This window comes from Pseudomonas sp. DWP3-1-2, from assembly GCF_049896285.1.
In the GTDB taxonomy this organism is placed as follows: domain Bacteria; phylum Pseudomonadota; class Gammaproteobacteria; order Pseudomonadales; family Pseudomonadaceae; genus Aquipseudomonas.
Genome location: NZ_JAFCTZ010000001.1, coordinates 518,943 through 541,451, shown reverse-complemented (window position 1 = coordinate 541,451; position 22,509 = coordinate 518,943). Strand labels below are relative to the sequence as shown.

19 protein-coding genes are annotated in these 22,509 nt (G+C 58.0%); 11 read left to right on the top strand and 8 right to left on the bottom strand.

The genetic code is table 11. The annotated features are described in order from the left end of the window. Positions 1-126 precede the first annotated feature (126 nt). Positions 127-1,494, bottom strand: coding sequence for a glutathione-disulfide reductase (gorA, locus tag ACP7B0_RS02600; protein WP_426139363.1), 1,368 nt, complete (start codon positions 1,492-1,494; stop codon positions 127-129). Between the two features lie 112 nt (positions 1,495-1,606). Then, a complete protein-coding gene (galU, locus tag ACP7B0_RS02595) occupies positions 1,607-2,440 on the bottom strand; it encodes a UTP--glucose-1-phosphate uridylyltransferase GalU (protein ID WP_426139362.1) in 834 nt (277 codons plus the stop codon). A gap of 500 nt (positions 2,441-2,940) precedes the next feature. Between galU and ACP7B0_RS02590 the strand changes: the two genes are divergently transcribed. Next, positions 2,941-3,129 carry a hypothetical protein gene (locus ACP7B0_RS02590; protein ID WP_426139361.1) on the top strand — a complete coding sequence of 63 codons (189 nt, stop codon included), beginning with the start codon at positions 2,941-2,943 and terminating at the stop codon, positions 3,127-3,129. Between the two features lie 107 nt (positions 3,130-3,236). Next, complete coding sequence (locus ACP7B0_RS02585) at positions 3,237-3,518, top strand: hypothetical protein (protein ID WP_426139360.1); 282 nt, start codon at positions 3,237-3,239, stop codon at positions 3,516-3,518. A gap of 66 nt (positions 3,519-3,584) precedes the next feature. Here ACP7B0_RS02585 and ACP7B0_RS02580 read toward each other — a convergent pair whose 3' ends face one another. Further along, positions 3,585-3,935 carry a hypothetical protein gene (locus ACP7B0_RS02580; RefSeq protein ID WP_426139359.1) on the bottom strand — a complete coding sequence of 117 codons (351 nt, stop codon included), beginning with the start codon at positions 3,933-3,935 and terminating at the stop codon, positions 3,585-3,587. Positions 3,936-4,103: 168 nt separating this feature from the next. Between ACP7B0_RS02580 and ACP7B0_RS02575 the strand changes: the two genes are divergently transcribed. The 3 genes from ACP7B0_RS02575 to alkB are packed head-to-tail and all read left to right on the top strand — an operon-like array spanning position 4,104 to position 5,319. Next, a complete protein-coding gene (locus ACP7B0_RS02575) occupies positions 4,104-4,409 on the top strand; it encodes a DUF1883 domain-containing protein (RefSeq protein ID WP_426139358.1) in 306 nt (101 codons plus the stop codon). Between the two features lie 25 nt (positions 4,410-4,434). Next, positions 4,435-4,617, top strand: a complete 183-nt coding sequence (locus ACP7B0_RS02570) for a hypothetical protein (RefSeq protein WP_426139357.1) — start codon at positions 4,435-4,437, stop codon at positions 4,615-4,617. A 21-nt stretch (positions 4,618-4,638) separates the two neighbouring features. After that, positions 4,639-5,319, top strand: a complete 681-nt coding sequence (gene alkB, locus ACP7B0_RS02565; RefSeq protein ID WP_426139356.1) for a DNA oxidative demethylase AlkB — start codon at positions 4,639-4,641, stop codon at positions 5,317-5,319. Positions 5,320-5,335: 16 nt separating this feature from the next. On the opposite strand, the gene ACP7B0_RS02560 is transcribed toward alkB, so the two are convergent. From ACP7B0_RS02560 to gnd, 4 genes are read right to left on the bottom strand one after another with little or no spacing between them, the layout of a single operon-like run. Beyond that, positions 5,336-7,156 (bottom strand): glycoside hydrolase family 15 protein, encoded by a 1,821-nt coding sequence (locus tag ACP7B0_RS02560; RefSeq protein ID WP_426139355.1) that lies wholly within the window; start codon positions 7,154-7,156, stop codon positions 5,336-5,338. A gap of 55 nt (positions 7,157-7,211) precedes the next feature. Further along, positions 7,212-8,030, bottom strand: a complete 819-nt coding sequence (locus tag ACP7B0_RS02555) for an HAD family hydrolase (protein ID WP_426139354.1) — start codon at positions 8,028-8,030, stop codon at positions 7,212-7,214. Then, complete coding sequence (gene zwf / locus ACP7B0_RS02550) at positions 8,023-9,555, bottom strand: glucose-6-phosphate dehydrogenase (RefSeq protein ID WP_426139353.1); 1,533 nt, start codon at positions 9,553-9,555, stop codon at positions 8,023-8,025. The genes ACP7B0_RS02555 and zwf overlap by 8 nt, the downstream gene beginning before the upstream one ends. Beyond that, positions 9,555-10,529 (bottom strand): phosphogluconate dehydrogenase (NAD(+)-dependent, decarboxylating), encoded by a 975-nt coding sequence (gene gnd / locus ACP7B0_RS02545; protein ID WP_426139352.1) that lies wholly within the window; start codon positions 10,527-10,529, stop codon positions 9,555-9,557. The genes zwf and gnd overlap by 1 nt, the downstream gene beginning before the upstream one ends. 313 nt (positions 10,530-10,842) lie before the next feature. On the opposite strand from gnd, the gene ACP7B0_RS02540 reads away from it, so the two are divergent. Next, the gene (locus ACP7B0_RS02540) at positions 10,843-11,016 is read left to right on the top strand and encodes a DUF6026 family protein (RefSeq protein WP_426139351.1); all 174 of its coding nucleotides are present in this window, start codon (positions 10,843-10,845) and stop codon (positions 11,014-11,016) included. 315 nt (positions 11,017-11,331) lie between these two features. Beyond that, the gene (locus tag ACP7B0_RS02535) at positions 11,332-13,074 is read left to right on the top strand and encodes a phosphoethanolamine transferase CptA (RefSeq protein ID WP_426139350.1); all 1,743 of its coding nucleotides are present in this window, start codon (positions 11,332-11,334) and stop codon (positions 13,072-13,074) included. Positions 13,075-13,156: 82 nt separating this feature from the next. Here the strand turns inward: ACP7B0_RS02535 and ACP7B0_RS02530 are convergent, their stop codons facing one another. Continuing rightward, on the bottom strand, positions 13,157-13,648 hold the full coding sequence (locus ACP7B0_RS02530) for a GNAT family N-acetyltransferase (RefSeq protein WP_426139349.1): 492 nt from the start codon (positions 13,646-13,648) through the stop codon (positions 13,157-13,159). A gap of 592 nt (positions 13,649-14,240) precedes the next feature. On the opposite strand from ACP7B0_RS02530, the gene glgA reads away from it, so the two are divergent. From glgA to ACP7B0_RS02510, 4 genes are read left to right on the top strand one after another with little or no spacing between them, the layout of a single operon-like run. Then, positions 14,241-15,827, top strand: a complete 1,587-nt coding sequence (glgA, locus tag ACP7B0_RS02525; protein ID WP_426139348.1) for a glycogen synthase GlgA — start codon at positions 14,241-14,243, stop codon at positions 15,825-15,827. Between the two features lie 15 nt (positions 15,828-15,842). After that, entirely contained in the window at positions 15,843-17,657 is a 1,815-nt protein-coding gene (treZ, locus tag ACP7B0_RS02520) for a malto-oligosyltrehalose trehalohydrolase (protein WP_426139347.1), read from the top strand. After that, positions 17,647-19,725: a 4-alpha-glucanotransferase gene (gene malQ, locus ACP7B0_RS02515; protein WP_426139346.1), complete on the top strand. Its 2,079-nt coding sequence runs from the start codon at positions 17,647-17,649 to the stop codon at positions 19,723-19,725. The genes treZ and malQ overlap by 11 nt, the downstream gene beginning before the upstream one ends. Continuing rightward, on the top strand, positions 19,722-22,505 hold the full coding sequence (locus tag ACP7B0_RS02510) for a malto-oligosyltrehalose synthase (RefSeq protein ID WP_426139345.1): 2,784 nt from the start codon (positions 19,722-19,724) through the stop codon (positions 22,503-22,505). Before malQ ends, ACP7B0_RS02510 begins: the two co-directional genes overlap by 4 nt. The last annotated feature ends 4 nt before the right edge of the window (positions 22,506-22,509 follow it).

The following is a 22,509-nucleotide window of genomic DNA, read 5'->3' as shown; positions in this document are numbered from 1 at the left end:
AGCAGGATGCAGCGGTAGCACTGCCCAAGGGTAAGGTCTGCTCAACGACTGGGTCCTTCCAGAAAATATCGGGGGATTCCCGAGCTTCATCCTGAATCTCGGGCCATGCTCTTGCGCTCGCCTGAATCAGGCCGGCTTGGGGGCAACCGCTGCGCGCATCGTTACAAACTCTTCAGCCAGTGTCGGGTGCACGCCAATGGTGTCATCGAAAATACGTTTTGTTGCACCGGCCTTCAACGCGATTGCCAGGCCCTGGACAATTTCCCCGGCGTCTGGCCCGACCATATGGCAACCCAGAACCTTGTCTGTTTTGGCGTCCACCACCAGTTTCATCAGGGTGCGCTCCTGATTGTCGGTCAGCGTGAGCTTCATTGGCCGGAAGCGGCTTTCGAAAATCTGCACCTCATGACCCGCCTTGCGGGCTTGTTCCTCAGTCAGGCCGACGGTACCGATGTTCGGCAGGCTGAATACCGCGGTCGGAATGTGCGAGTAATCCACCGGCCGGTATTGGTCAGGCTGGAAAAGACGCCGCGCAACGGCCATGCCTTCGGCCAGCGCCACAGGGGTGAGCTGCACGCGGCCAATCACATCGCCTATTGCCAGAATGGAAGGCTCGCTGCTTTGGTAGTTCTCATCCACCTCGACATAGCCATCCTTGTCGAGCTTGACGTTCACGGTTTCCAGACCAAGGTTGTCGAGCATCGGGCGGCGGCCAGTGGCATAGAAGACCGCATCACTATTGAGCGTGCTGCCATCCTGCAGGTGCAACTGCAGGCTGCCATCGCTGAGCTTTTCGATACGCTCGATATTCGCGTTAAAGCGGACGTCCATGCCCCGCTTGGTCAATTCTTCATGCAGGTGCGTGCGGACGCTGCCATCAAAGCCCCGCAAAAACATCTCGCCCCGGTACATCAGCGTCGTGTCAGCGCCAAGCCCGTGGAAAATCGAGGCAAATTCAACCGCAATGTATCCGCCACCCACCACGACAATGCGTTTGGGCAGTTCATTGAGAAAGAAGGCTTCGTTGGACGTAATGGCGTGCTCGGAACCCGGGAACTCCGGCACATGCGGCCAGCCACCGGTAGCGATGAGGATATGTTCGGCGCTGTACGTCTGACCGTTGACCTGCACCTGATGAGGCCCGGTCAGTTTTGCGTGCCCTTCAAGCAGCGTTACGCCGCTGTTCACGAGCAGGTTGCGATAGATGCCGTTCAGATGATTGATTTGTGCATCTTTGTTGGCGATAAGCGTTGACCAATCGAACGCTGGCTCTCCACTGGTCCAGCCGAAGCTTTTGGCCTGCTCGAAGTCTTCTGAGAAGTGGGCGCCATAGACCAGAAATTTCTTGGGCACGCAGCCGACATTCACACAAGTACCGCCTAGATAACGGCTCTCGGCAACGGCCACCCGGGCACCAAAACCAGCGGCAAACCGTCCGGCGCGCACGCCGCCGGAGCCGGCACCAATTACAAAGAGGTCGAAATCGTAAGCCATGAGAGTCTCCTGAGCAGGTCGATAGCATAACCGCTTAGCGCTGAGTCAGAAACGACAAAGCCACCCTGAGGTGGCTTTGTCCTACAAACAACTCTGAAAGAAACTCAGTCGGTTAGCTGCCTTTCTTGTAGAAATGCTCGAAGCAGAAGTTAGTTGCTTCGATGTAGCCTTCCGCGCCGCCGCAGTCAAAACGGGTGCCCTGGAACTTGTACGCCAGTACGTTGCCTTCGGCAGCCTGCTTCATCAGGGCGTCAGTGATCTGGATTTCGCCGCCTTTACCCGGCTCGGTGGCTTCGATTTTTTCGAAGATATCAGGCGTCAGGATGTAGCGACCGATGATCGCCATGTTGGATGGCGCATCTTCAGGCTTTGGTTTTTCGACCATGTTAGTCACACGGAACAAGCCCGGCTTGATCTCTTCACCGGCGATAACACCGTATTTTTGGGTTTCGCTGGGATCCACTTCCTGGATTGCAATGATCGAGCAGCCATAATGCTTGTGCAGCTTGACCATCTGGGCCAATACGCCTTCGCCCTCAAGGTTTACACACAAGTCATCCGCCAGCACCACGGCGAACGATTCATTGCCGATCAGCGGCCGACCGCTGAGGATAGCGTGCCCAAGACCTTTCATTTCAGTCTGACGGGTGTACGCAAAGCTGCACTCGTCGATCAGGCGACGGATACCGACCAGGTATTTTTCCTTGTCGGTGCCCTTGATCTGGTTTTCCAGCTCGTAACTGATGTCGAAGTGGTCTTCAAGCGCGCGCTTGCCACGACCGGTAACGATGGAGATTTCATTCAGACCCGCATCAAGTGCTTCTTCCACGCCGTACTGGATCAGTGGCTTGTTGACCACCGGCAGCATTTCTTTGGGCATGGCCTTTGTCGCTGGCAAAAAGCGAGTGCCGTAACCGGCTGCTGGAAACAAGCATTTTTTGATCATAAAAGTCCTTGATAAAGGCTGGGTGTTTGCGGCGCAGTCTAATCAGGCGGAGGTCACCTTACAATGCCCCGCCACTGGCCGTCCGATGCCATGGTAGAGGAATCCTTGAGCAGATAGTTCCGCACAATCATAGATAATGCGGCCACCGGATAGCGCCGGCATGCGCATCAGAGCCCTGACGCGGGCAAAATCCGCTTGGCGAAATGGCTTCCATTCGGGCATAAGCACGACGGCGTCCTCGCCCTCTGCACAGCTGCATAACGACTCATTCAAGCGTAGCTGACCACTTTGGATTGCGTAGGAATATTGCATGGCAATCGCTTTGTGTGTCGCAGACTCAATGGCCTTGGCCTATCAAGCAGGGCCAGACCGGACGCATCGGGCAGGTCATCAGTACCTGGCTTGAACAGAGCAATCCACCGGCGATGTCCCGAGGGCGACAGCCCGATGACAGTCGTTTTATCATGGCCCTTTAACACCTATGGAACGAGGCAGTTTCGATGTCGGATGTAAAAAGCGTAAATGGTTATCTGATCAAAAAGCTGAATGATGGCCAATGGTGGGTAACCGCTACGGACGGCGAGGCCATTGCGGGCCCGTTCGCCACGGAAGCTGCAGCCGTCGAGGTCGCTGCGGTCCTTCAGGACCAACCCAAGGCGGCCCGCCGCCGGTCAAGCCCCAAGCCTTAATTGCAATGCCTGCAGAGTGATGCCGGAACGATGGCACTTTCCGCAGGTCAAACCCGCATATCAGGATTTTCCTTTCTTCAGCCTTAATTACGAAGCGCAAAAAAAACATGATCAGACTTTTGTTCGTTGTTGCTGTTCTGGGCCTTGCCGGCTGTGCGACTGCATCCAATACCTACCTGAAAAACGGCAAGCAGGGCCTGAGCATCGACTGCTCGGGCGAAGCCATGTCGTGGGCCAGTTGCTATGAGAAAGCAGACGCCTCCTGTGCAGGCACGGGCTATGAAATAGTCGGCACCGACGGCACGCCCCAGCCGAAAGAATCGGACAAGACACTGGGCGTAGACGTCGGCAACTTCAAAAGCCGCAGCGTGTTGGTGGTGTGCAAGTAAACCTTTCCCCGCGCAACGATGTGCTCAAGGGAACCGTGCAGGCTGCGAGTCAGCAGCCTGAACGTATCAACCAGAGATACAGGTTGTGGCCGCGCGCTGAACGTCTTTAGGGCGTATCGGCAGGTTTGACAAGCGTTCATAGACCTTGATCGAGCTGCCGCCGGAGCGCGTTTCGATATCCAGAATAGCGGCCGGATCCTTACTGAATTTCTGCGCGACGATGACGCGTAGACCATCGTGATGCGGCTCGATGGTCGGCGGCTTGCGGCTGCCGGCGATCTTGTTGACGAAGCATTCGGCATATTCCTTCGGATTTTTGCCAGACATCACGTTCATCGTGGCTGGTGTGTGCTCGATGTCTGCGACGGTGGCACAGCCGGTCATCGCGAGAGCCAAAATGACGACACCCAATTTCATACAATCCTCCTAAATAAAGTCCTACGACAAGCGTGAGCGCGATTAAATCCCGGCGAGGGTACTTTTAGCCACAAACACTGCAATTAAGTTTCAATCACCAGGCCATGCCAGCGCTCGCCATGCTATCGTTTTGATTTTTCGAAAAAAGCCTCACCGTCGGAGACATTCATGAAATTCGTACACCAGCGCGAGCACCTCAACGAAGACGACCTGGTCGTCATTGAGTGCTCCCAGCTTTGCAATATCCGCCTGATGAACGATTCGAACTTCCGCAGCTTCAAGAATGGCGGTCGCCACACCTATCACGGCGGTGCGTTCGACAAGTTCCCCGCGAAAATCGCAGCCCCAAGCACGGGGTTCTGGAATATCACCATTGATACCTCTGGACGCAAAATGGACACCAACGGGGGGCGTAAGACCAACTTCACTCACTCGATCAAAATCGTACGCCGCTCGACCTCACGCTTGAGTTGATTACCGCTGTCACCAAGGAGCCCTCGTGAATACGCCTGCGAACCCGACTACCAAATTTGCTGTCAGCTACAAGCTCAACGGCGAACGTCGTTTCGAGTTTGCCCATCTGAGCTGCGCCTCGGTTGAGGAAGCCCGTTCGGCACTGGAGAAGATGCACGGCCAAAGCGGCGACGTCATATCCGATGTCAAAGTCAGCAAAGCTTTGTAACCCCCGCCCTTCTGCGCGCCTATGAAGCTGGAAGGCAACACCCCGCTCACCTTCGATCTGTTCGGCAACGAGCCATTGCAGTCACAGGCTGCGGTGGAACAGATCGGCCCTTGCTCCTGGGTTCTGCGTGGCTTCGCCTTGCCTTGGGTTCAGCCCATGCTCCCTGCTGTGCAGGCTGTCCTGGCCCAGGCACCGTTTAGACATATGGTCACACCTGGCGGCTTTACCATGTCTGCTGCGCTCAGCAGTTGCGGCAGCGTCGGCTGGACCACTGACCGCCATGGCTATCGGTATAGCGCCGTTGACCCACAAACAGGTCAGCCCTGGCCCGCAATGCCCCAAGTGCTGATGGAGCTTGCCTGTGCGGCGGCGTCGGAAACAGGCTTTCCGGATTTCATTCCTGATGCCTGCCTGATCAACCGCTATCTGCCGGGGGCCAAAATGTCTCTGCACCAGGACAAGGACGAACAGGACCTGCAATGGCCTGTTGTCTCGGTGTCGCTGGGTATTTCAGCGGTGTTTCTGTTTGGCGGCCTCGAGCGCAAGGACAAGGCCCGCCGCGTTGCCCTGCAACATGGCGATATCGTGGTCTGGGGCGGCGTCGATCGCCTGCGTTATCACGGCATTCTGCCCATCAAACCGGCCGAGCATCCGCTGCTGGGCGAGCAGCGGATCAATCTGACCTTCAGAAAAGCCATGTAACGCAGTAGCCGGTCGATTACGACGTGGCTTTGGCCTCGCACATCGCCCGTGACTGGACCGGACATGCCGCGCGGTGCAGGTTCAGCGCCGTATTGATAATGCCAATGTGACTGAACGCCTGGGGAAAGTTGCCCAGCATGCGCTTGCCGCGCGGGTCATATTGCTCAGCCAGCAGCCCCACGTCATTACACAGCCCGCACAAGCGATCAAAGAGCGCTTTGGCTTTCTCCCGCCGACCCAGCAGGACATAGACATCCGCCAGCCAGAACGAACAGACCAGAAATGTTCCTTCGTTGCCTGATACGCCGTCGGTGCTGTGTTCACTGTCGTAGCGCAACAGCAAGCCATCCTGCATCAGGGTGCGCTCGATCTGGGCAACGGTGCCGATCACCCGTGGATCATCGGCCGGCAGGAAACCCGTCAAGGCAATTTGCAACAGGCTTGCGTCCAGCGCCTTGGCGCCATAGGTCTGCACGAAGCTGCCCAGTTCGGGATCAAAGCCGTTCACGCATACATCGGCGTGTATCCGGTCAGCCACGTCGCGGTAGTGTTGCGCCAAGGCACGGTCTTCATCCGTGACAGCGGTCTGGTCGATCAGGGACGAAACGCGATCAAAGGCCACCCAGGTCATGACTTTGGAATGGGTGAAGTGGCGCGGTTCCGATCGGATCTCCCAGATCCCCTCGTCCGGCTGATGCCATACGCTCTCAAGGAACGGCATGATGACCTTGGAGATCGCGATGCTGCGCGGCAAGCGTGGCAACCCGCCTTTCAATGCCTGGGTCATGGCGTCGGCGACCTCGCCATAGACATCCAGCTGCATCTGCGTCGCCGCTGCATTGCCAATGCGCACAGGGCTGGAATTTTCGTAACCGCTCAACCAGGGCAGCTCGTATTCCGGCAGGCGTCTTTCGCCGCCGAGCCCATACATGATCTGAATCTGCTCCGGGTTACCGGCCACTGAGCGCAGCAACCAGTCACGCCATGCCGAGGCTTCTTCGAAGTAACCCAGGTTCATGAACGCAAGCAAGGTCATGGTTGCATCGCGCAACCAGCAATACCGGTAGTCCCAATTGCGCTCACCCCCCAGCTGTTCGGGCAACGAGGTCGTCACCGCCGCGACGATACCGCCGGTGGGCATATAGGTCATGGCTTTGAGGGTAAGCAACGACCGCTTGACCTGTACGGTCCACTGCCCGACGTCAGGGCATCGATCCGAAAACTCGCGCCAGAAGCGTTCGGTTTGCTCCATTGCCTGTTCAATGACGAGGGCGGGATGAAGCGCTTCTGTAGACGGCTGATGACCCAACACGAAGGTTTCACGCTGGCCAGCAGAGATACGGAAATCACAGCCCGTATGATGATCCAGCGCATGCAGGCCCTGGGAGGCACGTAGCACCAGCATTTCCGGCCCCGCTACGGCCGTCAACGTCTGACCGTCCCTGTTCTCTACCCAAGGCACCGCGCTGCCGTAGTCGAACCGGATGGCCAGGTCCATGGCGAAATCGACTTCGCCCTCAAGCCCCACCACGACACGCACCACATGGCTGCCGGCCTCAATGGGCATGAAGTCGATCAGCATGGCCCGACCGGTCGACGTCTCGAAAATCGTTTCGAGAATCAGTGTGCCTTCACGGTATCTGCGCTCTGTTGACGTAACGGGGGCCTGGGGCGAGATTTTCCAGCGGCCGTTATCGCTTGTGCCCAGCAGCGCCGCAAAGCAGGCGGGTGAATCGAAGCGTGGAAAACATAACCAATCCAGCGACCCATCTCTGGCGACCAGCGCGGCAGTCTTGCAGTTGCCGAGCAATGCGTAGTCTTCAATCAATGCAGCCATCAAAAGCGTCCACCGTTCCAGGTGTTATTGGTTATCCGCAGCTCTGCCGTGTGGGTCAGCGCGGCAGAATGTAGCGCTCAATCGCCGTTGCCACTCCATCCTCAAGATTGGTGCCCGTCACATGATCGGCCTCGCGACGCACGCTCTCCTCGCCCTGCCCCATGGCGATGGACAGGCCGGCCTGATGGAACATTGCAACATCATTGCCACCGTCACCTATTGCGGCGGTGTGCGAACGGTCAATGCCAAACCGTTCTGCCAGGGTCAACAAGGCTTTGCCTTTATTGGCGTCCAGTGCAGTGACGTCCAGGTAGTACCGCTGGGATCGTGCAGCCAGCGCAAGCCCGTCAATAAGCGGATTGAGTTCGGATTCCAGACGTATGAGCAAATCGAAATCCTTGCTGGCCGCGACAATTTTGTCTACCCGATCCATGTACGGCTCGAAACTCTCGACTCGCACAGGCTCATAGCCCAGCGTATTGCGCTCGTGTTCGACGTAGTCGCCGTCTGGATCCATCAAGAACCATTGATCGTCAGCAAAGACCCAAAGCGCAACCGGGTGCTGAGTGAACAGATCGATACAGGTCCTCGCCGCTGGCTCGGCGATTCGGTAGGCCTCCATCAAACTGCCATCTGGGTTAATGATGTTGCCACCATTGAACCCCACGTAAGGCAGGTCGATGCCCAGCGCCTTGACCTGCTGACGCATGGCCCGGGGCGGACGACTGCTGGCAATCGTGAATAGAATGCCGGCGACCCTCAAGCGCGCAACGGCGTCCATATTGGCCTGACTCAGACTGTGGTCGGGACGCAGCAGCGTGCCGTCAACGTCGGAGAGCAGGAATCGGACTTCGTGCTTTGAATTGTCAGACATCTATATCCCGCCATTCGCGGCCATCGCGGCCCAGTAAGTCATCGGCTGCAACCGGCCCATCTTCCCCCGCCTTATAGAACTCGACATGGGGGTTTTTCTGCCAGGCATCCAGAAACGGCTGCACGGCACGCCAGCCGTTTTCGATGTTATCAGCGCGCTGGAACAGCGTCTGGTCGCCGGTCAGACAGTCATAAATCAGGGTTTCATAGCCGGTGGACGGCTGCATCTCGAAGAAGTCCTTGTAGGCAAACCCTAGCTCGATGTCCTCCATGTCCAGCGTCGGGCCTGGACGCTTGGCGAACAGGTCGAACCACATGCCTTCATTGGGCTGGATCTGGATGCGCAGGTAATTGGGCTTGAGGCGGTCCACTTCGGTGTCACGAAACTGCGCATAAGGCGCAGGTTTGAACGAAATGGCAATCTCGGTGCTGCGTGCGCCCATGCGCTTTCCGGTACGCAGATAAAAAGGTACACCAACCCAGCGCCAGTTATCGATCATCACCTTGAGGGCGACATAGGTCTCGGTGGTACTGTCCGGCTCGACTCTGGCCTCCTGCCGATAGCCCGCAATGACCTGGCCTCCTTCGCTGCTCTCGGCATACTGGCCACGGACGGAGTTGGCCAGCGCTTCTTCCTCGGACCAAGGGCGAATCGCCCCGACCACCTTGGCTTTTTCGCCACGAACCGCGTCGGCACCGAAAGCCGCCGGCGGCTCCATGGCCACCATCGCCAGCAACTGGAACAGATGGTTAGGCACCATGTCGCGCAGCGCGCCGGTGTGTTCGTAAAAACTGCCCCGGGTTTCCACCCCGACGGTTTCAGCCGCGGTGATCTGCACGTGATCGATGTAATGGTTGTTCCAGAATGACTCGAACAGCGCGTTGGAAAACCGGCTGACGAGAATGTTCTGAACGGTTTCCTTGCCCAGATAGTGATCGATCCGGTAGATCTGCTTCTCGCTCATCACCTTCAGCAAGCAGGCGTTGAGTGCGACAGCGCTGGCAAGGTCGGAACCGAACGGTTTTTCAATGACGACTCGGCGAAAGCTGTCGTCGCTCTCGGTCAGCAATCCTGAAGCCCCCAGTCGCTGAGCCACCTCGCTGAAAAAGCGCGGCGCGGTCGCCAGGTAGAACACCGCGTTGCCCGTGCCGGTGCTGGCAATCCTGGCACCGATATCGGCGTAAGTAGAGTCGTCGAGAAAGTCACCCTGTATGTAGCTGATCCGGTTCGCCAGGCTGCCCCACAGCTCCGGGTCCAAAGGCTCTTTGCCGCCCTCCGTCACCTTGCTGGCGGCTTCCTGACGAATGAAATCCTCAAGCTTTTTGGCGAAATCGACGTCACTGATCGCGTTATGGTCAACGCCGACGATGTGCAGATTCTCGCCAACCAGCCCATCACGGGCCAGGTTGTAGAGTGCGGGCATCAGCAAGCGCTTGACCAAATCGCCGTGAGCGCCGAATAAAAATAGCGTCGTGGGCGGCGCAACAGCGGGAGTTTGTTGGGACGTGCTGCGCGACAACCCCATTATTTTGGCTCCTTGTGCCCACCGAAACCAAAGCGCATTGCAGAAAGCAACTTATCTGCATAAGAGCTCTTCTGCCGCGAGCGGAAGCGGGCGAACAGCGCACTGGAAAGCACCGGCACCGGCACGGCCTGTTCCATGGCAGCTTCGATGGTCCAGCGGCCTTCACCACTGTCGGCCACTTCACCGGAGTAGGCATCCAGTTTCGGGTCGGTGGTCAGGGCATCGGCGGTGAGGTCCAGCAGCCAGGAAGAGACCACGCTGCCGCGACGCCATACTTCGGCGATATCAGCCATGTTCAAGTCAAAGCGCTGTTCGGGCGGCAGATTTTCCGAGTTCTTTTGCTTGAGGATATCGAACCCTTCGGCAAAGGCTTGCATCATCCCGTATTCGATACCGTTGTGAATCATCTTCACAAAGTGCCCGGAGCCAGCAGGACCGGCATGAATATAACCACGCTCGGCCCGGTCGTCCGCCGCATCGCGGCCTTTGGTGCGCGCTATCGAGCCATAGCCGGGTGCGAGGGTTTCAAATAGCGGGTCCAGGCGACGAACAATTTCATTCTCGCCGCCGATCATCATGCAATAGCCGCGCTCCAGCCCCCAGACACCGCCCGAGGTGCCCACATCGACATAGTGCAACCCCTTGGCCGCCAGGGTCTTGGCGCGACGTACGTCATCTTTATAGAAGGTGTTGCCGCCATCAATGATCACGTCATTCGCGTCAAGCAATTCGGCGAGGGCATTGATGGTGTCTTCTGTCGCATCGCCAGCGGGCAGCATGACCCAGATCGCGCGGGGTTGTTCCATCGCGGCGACCATGGCTGCCAGGTCTGCTACGGCGATTGAGCCCTCTTTGGCCAACACGTCGCGCGAGGCCTCATCGCGGTCAAATACCACGGTGGTGTGACCGTCAAGCATCAGACGTCTTGCGATATTGCCGCCCATGCGGCCCAGCCCGACAATTCCAAGTTGCATGTGGCCTTGCTCCTGATTCGTAGAAAGATTGCCTCACATCCGGCCCGCCCAAGGGGGCCTTCACATGAGAGGTTAGTCATGAAAGTCTGGACGTCGGTTCCCCGCCGCCAGCCAAAGCCTGCGTTCAGGCTTTTGAATAAGTCATTCTGTCGCGCCTGGAAACCTTCGCGACCATTGAAAATAAAAAAGTTCCAATCCCGGGCAAAAGAAATCAGAATTGCAGCCGATAGAAAGGTATGCAGAGGCGATTCGGCGTTCGATAGTCATTGCACCGGACCTTTCAGGTTGAGTCCCGCCATTCGCGAGGTAAGCAATGAGCACACTACTACCAGCACTTGCACCACAAACCCTCTACGTCTCTATTCGCCGTGATGAATTGCGCAAGCTTAAAGAAGAGCGCGATCAATTGCAGAAAAAGGTCGCTCATCTGAGCCTCATGCTGCAACAGTCCAGCGCCAGCGAGCCTCTGACCGCCCTGCAAGCCTGATCCGTCCCCCGCTTCACAATCGACCCTCGCGGCAAGCCCTGTTCGTTGGCTTGTCCGCTTGCTCTCTTTATTGCCCTTGTGTGATCCGCCTTCGCGGCTTCCTGCCGCTGAACCGCTGCGAGACACATTTTGTAATGTCTGACCTTTTACCGCCACCCCAATGTGCCTGAACGCCTGACGTTTTTTTCACACTGGCGTCGCGATACTTGCCGGCCCGTGAAAGGCCCCTGGTGTTATGCCTCATGACACCGGCGGCGTAGCGAGTGATCCGAACCTTTGTTTCGGGTCGCTCAACTGAATGAGTTGGAGTGTTTGATGGCTAGGGTTAAACGGAGCGATACGACTCCGAACGGTTTTGATTGGGCAGGTATTGCCTGGCTGTTCGTTTTTTTCTGGTACTTCTCGGGTATCACTCAATTACTGATTCAGTTGACGGATACCTCAGGGTTTTCGGGCTTCCGTCAGGCGTTTTTGATGAGCGGTATCTGGCTTGCCCCCATGCTGATGTTTCCGGCCAGGACCCGCCTGATGGCCGCCGTGATTGGCGTCGTCCTGTGGGCATGTTCGATGGCCAGCCTTGGCTACTTCTTCATCTATCAACAAGAGTTTTCCCAGAGCGTCATCTTCATCATGTTCGAATCGAACGTGTCCGAAGCGGGTGAATACGCGACGCAGTATTTCGCCTGGTGGATCATTCTGGCGTTTATTGCTCACACAGCCTTTGCGATTTTCCTCTGGACGCGCCTGCGCCCGGTTTACCTGCCACGAGGTCGAGCCTGGGCCGTGGCGACCGTATTGTTGGTGGCAATCATTGGCTATCCCCTGGCGAAGCAGATAGCTCGTCACGATGATCTGGCCAGTGGCATCGAAGCGTTTGAAACGCGAATAGAACCTGCCGTGCCATGGCAGATGCTGGTGGCCTACCACCGCTACACGCAGCAATTGGACAATATGCAGGACATGCTGACGAGCAGCAGCAATATCCCGCCGCTCAGCCATCTGAAAGACCAGCAGGCCGGTTTGCCGGCAACCCTGGTCTTGGTGATTGGCGAATCCACCAATCGCCAGCGCATGAGCCTTTATGGGTATCAGCGCAAGACCACGCCGAATCTGGATCAGCTCAAGAACGAGCTGCAGGTTTTCAACAACGTCATTACGCCGCGCCCCTACACCATCGAAGCGCTGCAGCAGGTGTTGACCTTCGCCGACGAAGAGCACCCGGATCTTTACCTGAAGACGCCATCGCTGGTCAGCGTGATGAAGCAGGCGGGCTACAAAACGTTCTGGATCACCAACCAGCAGACCATGACCAAGCGCAACACCATGCTCACGACGTTCTCCGAACAGGCCGATGAACAGGTGTACCTCAATAACAACCGCAACCAGAATGCCCGGCAGTACGACGGCGACGTGATTGCACCGTTCGGCAAGGCCTTGGCCGACGCCGCGCCACGCAAGCTGATTGTCGTGCACCTGCTGGGCACGCACATGAGCTATCAGTATCGCTACCCGCCGGCATTCGACAAGTTTACCGACCGTACAGGCGTGCCTGCGGCGATCAGCGACAGCCAGTTGGAGCTGTATAACAGCTACGACAACGCCGTGCTTTACAATGATTTCGTGGTGTCCAGCCTGATCAAAGAGTACGCCAAAGCCGATCCCAATGGCTTTTTGATGTACCTGTCCGACCACGGTGAAGACGTCTACGACTCTCCGGGGCATAACGTGCTGGGCCGAAACGAAGCCAAGCCCACCCTGCCGATGTATACCGTGCCCTTCATGGTCTATGCGTCACCCAAGTGGCAGCAAACCCATAACTGGGACTTCACCAGCATCAAAGACAGGCCTTACAGCAGTTCAGAGCTGATTCACACGTGGGCACAGCTGGCCGGGCTTTCGTTCGATGAGCTAGACCCGACCAAAAGCCTGGTCAGCTTTGACTTCAAGGAAAGACCACGCCTGATTGGTGATCCTTACCATGAGAAAGGCCTCACTGATTTTGCTCGCCTGGAAAATACGGCACCGACACCGCCCGCTCCGGAAGTCGCCCAACAATAACCTGATACCGGGGCCTGCCAGCAATGACAGGCCCCGGTATCAGCGGGCAGCAGGCGTTACTGATTCAGCGGCCGGCCATGTTTCAGAGCGTCTTCTGCCAGAACATCGCCTTACCCATGGCAGGGTCCAGTTCATAGCCGGCGAAGCCCTGCTTCAAGTAAGCGTTCTGCGCGACGGTGTTGCCTTCCAGCACCTCAAGGGTCAGCTTGCAGCAGCCCCGCTGGCGGGCGATCTCTTCCACCTTCGTCAACATCTTCTGGCTGATGCCCAACCCACGCTGTTCGCTGACAACCACTACGTCATGGATATTCACCAGTGGACGACACTGAAACGTGGAGAAGGCTTCGAAGCAGTTGACCAGCCCGACCGGCTGCCCTGCGACAAAGGCCAAAACACTGAACGCATAAGGCCGTTTGGCCAGCTCGATCGCCAATTGCTGCTGCGTATCAATGGACAAGGTATTGCCCCCGCCCATGGCGTCCTGGGCATATTGATTGAGCAAAAAGCCAATCGCTTCAGCGTGAACCTGATTGGTGTAACTCGCTTGCAGTACCACTACCTCGGGGGCTTGCATTGGCTTCCTCACCTGACTGCTTTGATGGGCCTCTCCCTTGGGGTTCGGCTTTGGGTCGCTGATTCTATCCCGACGCACCCTGAAATGTCCGGAGGGCAAGTGTTGCTTTATCTCTGCGCAAAACGGGATTGAGCCTCTGCACCAGGACAAGGCAACTGCGGTTTTCGTGCGCACAAACAGGCCGCGAGGGCCTTGAAGCTGCCCGAACAGGTAATGAAACGGATAGATTGTCGAACAATCCGACAGGCGGTCTGGAGTAGCAACCCTTCAAAAATGACGCTCCACAAAGGAGCGTAAGGGCGTGTACAGCGACCTCTTACGCGCTCTCAGGCCGTTAAGAATTCCGCGATAAGCCGCGTTCCAGACATTTCCTACGAAAAAAGTCGAAACTTCTGAAATACCCACGGGTCAGCTTAATAGAGCGCCTATGCTATCGGTTTAGAATCAAAATCAAGACGCTGCCCACCTGTCCATTCTCTACGCAATCGGTAAATGGGTACTGATCTTGCGTAGTGTTTTTACGCCCGGCCATAGGACATGGCCTATAAAAAACTCAAGTGCAGTACTAACACTGTGTTAATGGGAGAAAACGATGATAAGCGCCGCTGTCAAAACCCAGAAGGGAGAGAGTTTTAATCAGCCGGCCAGCGAGCTGACGCATCTGCCGGTTTTCGCTACGACAAGCGTTCCACTGCTGCAACTGCCTACCTCACAGCCAACCATTGCTCCGGTCAACAGACGTAAAGTGCTGTTCGTGACGTCGGAACTGGCTGACCTGGTCAAGACTGGGGGGCTTGGCGATGTGTCTGCTGCTCTGCCGCGAGCCATGCGTCACCTGCACGACGTCCGTGTGCTGATACCCGGCTATCCGCAGGTCCTCAATAGTGGCAACCCGATTCATGTCATCAGTCAACTGGGCGGTTACGCCGCCCTGCCGCCCTGCAAGATTGGCCGCATGGACATGAAGGACGGGCTGGTCATCTACGTGCTGATCTGCCCTGAGCTGTATGAACGCGAAGGCACGCCGTACGCCGACAACAACGGTCGCGACTGGTCCGACAACCATATTCGTTTCGCACGTCTGGGCCTGGCTGCCGCTGACTTTGCAGCAGGCGCCGTCAAGACTCAATGGTGCCCTGAACTGGTCCACGCCCATGACTGGCCAGCGGGCCTTGCTCCGGCGTACATGCGCTGGCGCGGGCAGACGACGCCTAGCATTTTCACCATTCACAACCTGGCCTACCAAGGCACGGTCAGCACCGGTTCGAGCCGTGAACTTGGCATTCCAGAGGAAGCGCTTAGCGCTGACGGCATGGAGTTTTACGGCAAGCTGTCCTTCATCAAGGCAGGTATGGCGTACGCCAGCCATATCACCACCGTCAGCGCGACCTATGCCAAAGAGATCACCACGCCTGAGTTTGGTTGCGGGCTGGAAGGTTTCCTGCAGAGCAAAGCCAATCGTGGCCAGCTCAGTGGCATCCCCAATGGCATTGATGCCAGTTGGGACGCGGCGACCGATGAACACCTGATTTGCCACTTCGCGCCTAACGAATGGCAGCGCAAGGAAATCAACGCCGATCATGTTCGCGAATTGTTTGAACTCGAGCCCTCTACCGGGCCTCTATTTGCTGTGGTGTCGCGTCTGGTCTATCAAAAAGGTCTGGATCTGACCATTGGTGTTGCCGAGCATATCGTCGCCCAGGGTGGGCAAATCGCGATCATCGGTCGTGGCGAGCCTGAGGAAGAAGACGCCATGCGTGATCTGGCGCTCAGGTTTCCGGGGCAGATCGGCGTCCGTGTAGGTTTCAATGAAACCGATGCTCGGCGCATGTTTGCTGGCAGCGACTTTTTGCTCATGCCTTCTCGCTACGAGCCTTGCGGCCTTAGCCAGATGTATGCGCAACGTTTCGGATCGCTGCCGGTTGCCCGCAATACGGGTGGACTGGCCGACACGATTGAAGACGGCGTGACGGGTTTCCTTTTCGATGAATCGACGGTGGAAAGCTATACCGAAGCGCTGAACCGAGCTTTCAAAGTATTCGCCAACCCGGCGTTGCTCAACGCCATGCGCTGCAGAGCGATGGCCGCCCCTTTCAACTGGCACCAAGCGGTAGAGCCATACGCAGAGCTTTATCAGGACCTGTTGAAGAAGAACGTGGGTGTTTCAATTCATTATTAATTTAGGGGTAGACGGATGCCTCTGCGTACGGACAAGAACTGGCGCCACGGCGCCGTATTACTGGACTCTGAAAACACCCGGTTTGCCCTCTGGGCACCTGATGCAAAAGCAGTGAATGTCGAAGTGCAAGATGGCCAGTCACTGGCCATGGTTGCGCAAAACGATGGTTGGTTTGTACTTGAGGCCCGCTGCCCGGCGGGCACTCGTTACCGCTACAAGATCAACGGAGACATGGAAGTCCCCGACCCCGCCTCCCGCGCCCAAGCTTCTGACGTTCACTCCCCCAGCGTTGTAGTCGACCCCCTTTCCTATGAATGGCAGAACACTGACTGGCAGGGTCGCCCCTGGCATGAAGCGGTGATCTATGAGGTTCACGCGGGCGTGCTGGGCGGCTATGCCGGTATTGAAAAGCATCTGGAACGGCTGGCCGGACTGGGCGTCACGGCGATTGAACTGATGCCCATCGCGCAGTTTCCGGGAACCCGAAACTGGGGCTATGACGGTGTTCTGCCCTACGCGCCGCAATCCACCTATGGCACGCCGGAAGAACTCAAGCACCTGATCGACGCGGCTCATGGCTTTGGACTGATGGTCATCCTTGACGTGGTCTACAACCACTTCGGGCCAGATGGCAATTATCTGGGCAGCTACGCCAAAGGCTTCTTCCGCAGCGATGTGAGCACGCCTTGGGGTGATGCCATTGATTTCCGGCGCCGCGAAGTGCGGGATTTCTTCATTGATAATGCCCTGATGTGGCTGAAGGAGTACCGTTTCGACGGCCTGCGTCTGGACGCTGTCCACGCCATCAATGATTCGACCTTTCTCACCGAGCTTGCCGCGACGGTCCATGAGCATATTCCTGCGCCGCGTCACGTGTGGCTCAACCTTGAGAATGAGTTCAATCAGGCAAGCCTGCTGGAACAAGGCTTCGATGCGCAATGGAACGACGACGGGCACAACACACTGCACGTGTTGCTGACCGGCGAAACCGACGCCTACTACTCGGACTTCGCTCACCAGGCCACCAACAAACTGTCGCGTCTGTTGAGCCAGGGTTTTGTGTATCAGGGCGAGAGCACGCGTCACGGTCATACGCGCGGGGAGTCGAGCGGGCATTTACCCCCCAGCGCCTTTGTGCTGTTTCTGCAAAACCACGATCAAATCGGCAATCGGGCCTTTGGTGAACGGCTCTCGCAGATCAGTCATGGCCCTGCGCTGAAAGCCGCCACCGCGTTGTTGCTGCTTTCCCCCATGATCCCGCTGATGTTCATGGGCGATGAATGGGCCGCGAGCGAACCATTCCTGTTCTTCACCGACCATCATGGCGAACTGGCTGACGCAGTACGTGAAGGCCGGCGCGGTGAGTTCGCCGACTTCGCCGCGTTTGCCGATGAAGAAAAGCGCGAGCACATTCCCGACCCCAACGAACCCGCCACTTTCGACGCCTGTAAGCCGGCGTTCGACGCGGTGTATCTGGAAACCGACATCGGTGCCGATCACCTCAGCTGGCTGGAGCTCTACCGCCAACTGCTTGATATTCGCCATCGCGAAATCATGCCACGCCTTGAGGGCGCGCAAGCGATTGACTGCCAGGAGCTGAGCGACGGGGCCGTCAGTGCTCGCTGGAGCATGGGGGACGGCAGCCTGTTGCGAATCGACCTGAACCTCTCCGAGCATGCAGTGGCTGCCCCTGAATGGCATCCCGGCAGTGTTCTTTTCGAAACACTGCCACATGCGGCAGAACTTTCCCGGCGGGGCACCCTCAATCCTTACACGGCCATTGTCAGCCTGATAGCAACAGATGTTTCGGAGATACAGGATGAGCAATGAGCAATTAGAGGCACTGGCCACCGAAGCGGGCCTGTCAGTGGACTGGATCGATGCAAACGGAAGGCCCCAACGGGTCAGCCCTGAAGTGCTGTGCAAAGTACTGGATGGTCTGGGTTATCCCGCCGACAGCCATGACCAGATCGACGCCAGCCTGCAGCGGCTGTTGGCCGCCAACCATCAGGCCACTCCGCCGCCGCTGTTGACTGTCGACCACGGCAGCAACCTGAATCTCAGCGCCTGGTTTGAACCTGGAACACCCTTTGTGCTGTCCCTGGAAGACGGCGCAACCATCGCCGCCAACCTGACCGCCACCGGCCAGTTGCCGGCCCTGGCACCCGTCGGCTATCAACAGCTGAGCATCGCGGGACAACACCTCACCATTGCCGTCGCTCCCGAAACCTGCTTCAGCATGGCCATGGCCACCGACACCCAGGTTGCACGCACGTGGGGCCTGACCGTTCAGTTGTATGGCTTGCGGCGCGAAGGCGATGGCGGATTCGGCGACACTCAGGCTCTGGAAGCGCTGGCCCGTTCAGCGGGCGAACGCGGAGCTGACGCCTTGGCCATCAGCCCTGTGCATGCAATGTTTGCCAACGATCCTCACCGATACAGCCCCTACTCGCCTTCGAGCCGACTGTTCCTTAACAGCCTGTATTGCTCGCCGGGCACGATCCTGGGTGAGCGGGCCTTGCGCCTGGCCATCGATGAGACCGGGCTTGGCGATGAACTCAAGCGCCTGGAAAGTCTCGAGCTGATCGACTGGCCCGCTGCAGCCGCTGCCAAATGGAAGCTGCTGCACAAGCTCTACGATGCGTTCAGCAGCTGCGATCATCCGTTGTACGAAGACTTCAACAGCTTCCGCCACAGCGGCGGTGAGGCGCTGGAGAACCACTGTCGTTTCGAAGCCCTGCGCGGCGAGTGCGACCGCCTGGGTATCAGCCAGAACTGGCATGAATGGCCGTTGGAGCTCAAGGACCCGCGCAGTGACGCCATCGCCCGCTTTGCCGCCGAGCACGGCCCGCAGATCAGCTTTCATGCGTTCGCTCAATGGTTGATGGCGCGAGGCCTGGAACGCGCTCAAATCGCGGCGCGTAGCAGCGGCATGCGTGTGGGCCTGATTGCCGACCTGGCGGTGGGTGCCGATGGCGCTGGCAGCCAGGCCTGGAGTCGTCAGGATGAGCTGCTTTCCGAGCTGACCGTCGGCGCGCCGCCAGACATCCTCAATCGCTCCGGCCAAAGCTGGGGCATCTCGGCGTTTTCGCCGGATGGCCTCAAGCGCAATGGCTTCCGGGCGTTTATCGAGATGCTGCGGGCCAATTTCGCCCATGCGGGCGGGTTGCGTATCGACCACATCATGGGCCTGCAACGGCTCTGGGTGGTGCCCGTGGGCGCGGCGGCAAGTGAAGGCGCCTATCTGAATTATCCGCTGGACGACATGCTGCGCCTGCTGAGTCTCGAATCCTGGCGGCACAAGGCCGTCGTGCTGGGCGAAGACCTGGGCACCGTGCCCGAAGGGCTTCATGAAAAACTGTCGGCACGGGCCATTCTGGGCATGCGTGTGCTGTTGTTCGAACAGCACAACGCCCATTTCAAACCCGTGCTGGACTGGTCGGACGAAGCGCTGGCCATGACCAGCACGCATGATCTGCCCACCTTGGCAGGATGGCTGGCCGAAAAAGACATCGACTGGAATCTGAAACTGAATTTTGTGGATGAGCAACAAGCGCATCAGTGGCGTCAGGATCGACAGCGCGAACGCGCAGGCTTGTGCACCGCACTTGAGCAAAACGCTGACAATTTCACCGGTAATGCCAACGAGGTGGATCAAATCATTGATGCGTCCATTCGTTATCTAGGGCATACCCGGGCTCCGCTGGTGCTGCTGCCGATGGAAGACGCCATGGGTCTGGATGAACAGTTCAACCTGCCCGGAACCACGGACAGCCATCCTAACTGGCGGCGGAGGTTGCCAGGGGACTGCGCTGGCTTGCTAGACAATCCGCACGTCGCCCGACGCGTTGAACTGCTCTCCCAGGCACGTCTACAAGCTGCGGAGCGTGACCAATGACCCGTCAACTCCAAGCCCTGCGGGCCACACAGCGTTTGCAGTTCCATAAAGGCTTCACACTGGACGATGCGGTGCCGCTGGTGCCCTACTTTGCCAGCCTGGGAATCAGCCACATCTATGCGTCACCGCTATTCAAGGCGCGCGCCGGGTCAATGCACGGTTATGACGTGGTTGATCCCCGCGTGATCAATCCGGAGCTGGGCGGCGAACCCGCCCTGCTTAGACTGGTCGCAGCCCTGCGTGAGCAGGGCATGGGGCTGATCCTGGATATCGTCTCCAACCACATGGCGGTGGGCGGTGCAGACAACCCGTGGTGGCTTGATCTCCTTGAATGGGGACGCCGCAGCCCCTATGCCGACTTCTTCGATATTCAGTGGAACTCACCCGATCCGCTGCTTGAGGGGCAGTTGCTGTTGCCGTTTCTGAGCAGCGATTACGGCACCGTGTTGCAGGCGGGGGAAATTCCGCTGCGGTTCGACGCCGAACAGGGCGCTTTTTACATTGAGCACTACCAGCATCACTTCCCGGTCAACCCGATCACCTATGGCCCCCTGCTCGACTCAACCGAACACCCGCAACTGAACGAGTTGAGCAAGCGTTTCGCCGCGCTTGGGCAGTACCCGCAAGCGTACGAGCGTGCCCGCCAGGCGCGTGCCGAACTGGCTGAACTGGCCCGCGACACTGCTATAGCCGAGGCCATCCAACAGAACCTGGCGCGCTTTGATTCGAGCCAGCCTGAAGGCTTTGATCGTCTGCATCAGTTGCTGGAGCATCAGCACTATCGCCTGGCCAGTTGGCGTACGGCAGGTGATGACATCAACTGGCGTCGATTCTTCGACATCAACGAATTGGGCGGCCTGCGTGTAGAGCGGCCCAATGTGTTCGAAGCCACCCATGGCAAGATCTTCGAATTGATCGCCAAGGGGTTGGTGGACGGTTTGCGCATTGACCATATCGACGGTCTCGCCGATCCACGCGGCTATTGCCGCAAGCTTCGCCGTCGTGTGGAAAGCCTGCTCTCCCAACGGCCCGCGGGCACCGAACTGGCGCATTTGCCGATCTTCGTCGAGAAGATCCTCGGCCCTGATGAGCAATTGCGTGAAGATTGGGGCGTGGACGGCACCACCGGTTACGAGTTCATGAATCAGGTGTCGCTGCTGCAACATGATCCCAAGGGGCAAGCGCCGTTGGCAGAGTTGTGGAGCCGATTGAGTGAGCGCACGGCTGACTTCAATGAGGAAGTGCTGGAAGCCCGGGATCTGGTCCTGCACGGCACCCTGGCCGGGGACTTCGAGAATGTCGCGCAATCCCTGCTACAAGTGGCGCGCAGCGATCTGATGAGCCGCGACCTGACCTTGGGCGCCATTCGCCGTGCATTGCTGGCGTTGGTGGTGAACTTCCCGATCTATCGCACGTACATCAGTGTGTGCGGCCGATCCGAAGAAGATGACCGGTTTTTCCAACAGGCCATGCAAGGCGCGCGTACGACCTTGAGCGAGGCTGACTGGCAGGTGCTTGATTACCTGCAACGCTGGCTGGGCGGCGAATCGTGGCGGCAGTTGCCGCGTGGCCCCAAACGCAAGCTGTACCGCAACGCGTGCATTCGTTTCCAGCAACTCACCTCCCCCGTGGCGGCCAAGTCAGTGGAAGACACGTCGTTCTATCGCAGCGCCGTGTTGTTGTCGCGCAACGATGTGGGGTTTCATCCCCAGCATTTCAGCGCGCCGGTTGAAGACTTCCATGGGGCCTGTCTCAAGCGCATCGAGTCGTTTCCCGACAACCTGTTGGCGACCGCCACTCACGACCACAAGCGCGGCGAAGACACCCGTACACGACTGGCGGTATTGAGCGAGTGTTCCGGCTGGTATGCCGAGCAAGTGGAACGCTGGCGACAACTGGCCTTGCCCCTCAAAGGGGCAGAGGTTGCGATCAGCGCAGGCGATGAGCTGATGCTCTATCAGGCGATGCTGGGCAGTTGGCCTTTCGGTCTGGAAAGCGACGCCGACTACAAAACCTATGCCGAGCGACTGACTCAGTGGCAGGAAAAAGCCCTGCGCGAAGCCAAGCTGCAGAGCAGCTGGAGCGCCAATAACGAACCCTACGAACGTGCCTGCCGGGAATTTCTGCACAGCATCCTGCTCAGTCCTGAAGGCCTTGCGCTGCGTCAGTCTTTGGGTGCTACGGCAAACCGTATTGCGGCAGCGGGCGCGCTTAACAGTCTGGCGCAGGTTTTGCTTCGCAATACCGTTCCCGGTGTACCCGATCTTTACCAGGGTACGGAGTATTGGGATTTCAGCCTGGTGGACCCGGATAACCGTCGCCCGGTGGACTATGCTGCCCGTCAGCAGTCATTGAGCGAGCCTCGCGCGATTGCCGAACTGCTCGGTAACTGGCAGGACGGGCGCGTGAAACAGGCCGCTATCGCCCAGGTGTTGAACGTACGCGCCGAGCATCCGGATCTGTTCAGTCGCGGCCGGTATGTCCCATTGGAAGTGGCCGGTATCCATGCTGAGCACGTGGTGGCCTTCGCCCGAATACTCGATGGGGCAAGCGCTATTGTCATCGTTCCACGCGTGTTCAGTGAACTATTGGGTACTGCCCAGGCTCCATTCATCAATGCCGATAGCTGGGGCGATACGCGCGTCCTGTTACCGTTCACGGAGACAGATACAACATGGAAGGGACTTTTTTCGGAGACTGTAGTCACACCTGATAGCGAGTTGTTGCTCAGTGCAGCGCTTCAGGATTTTTCTGTGAACCTGTTTATTAAAACTACGTAATACC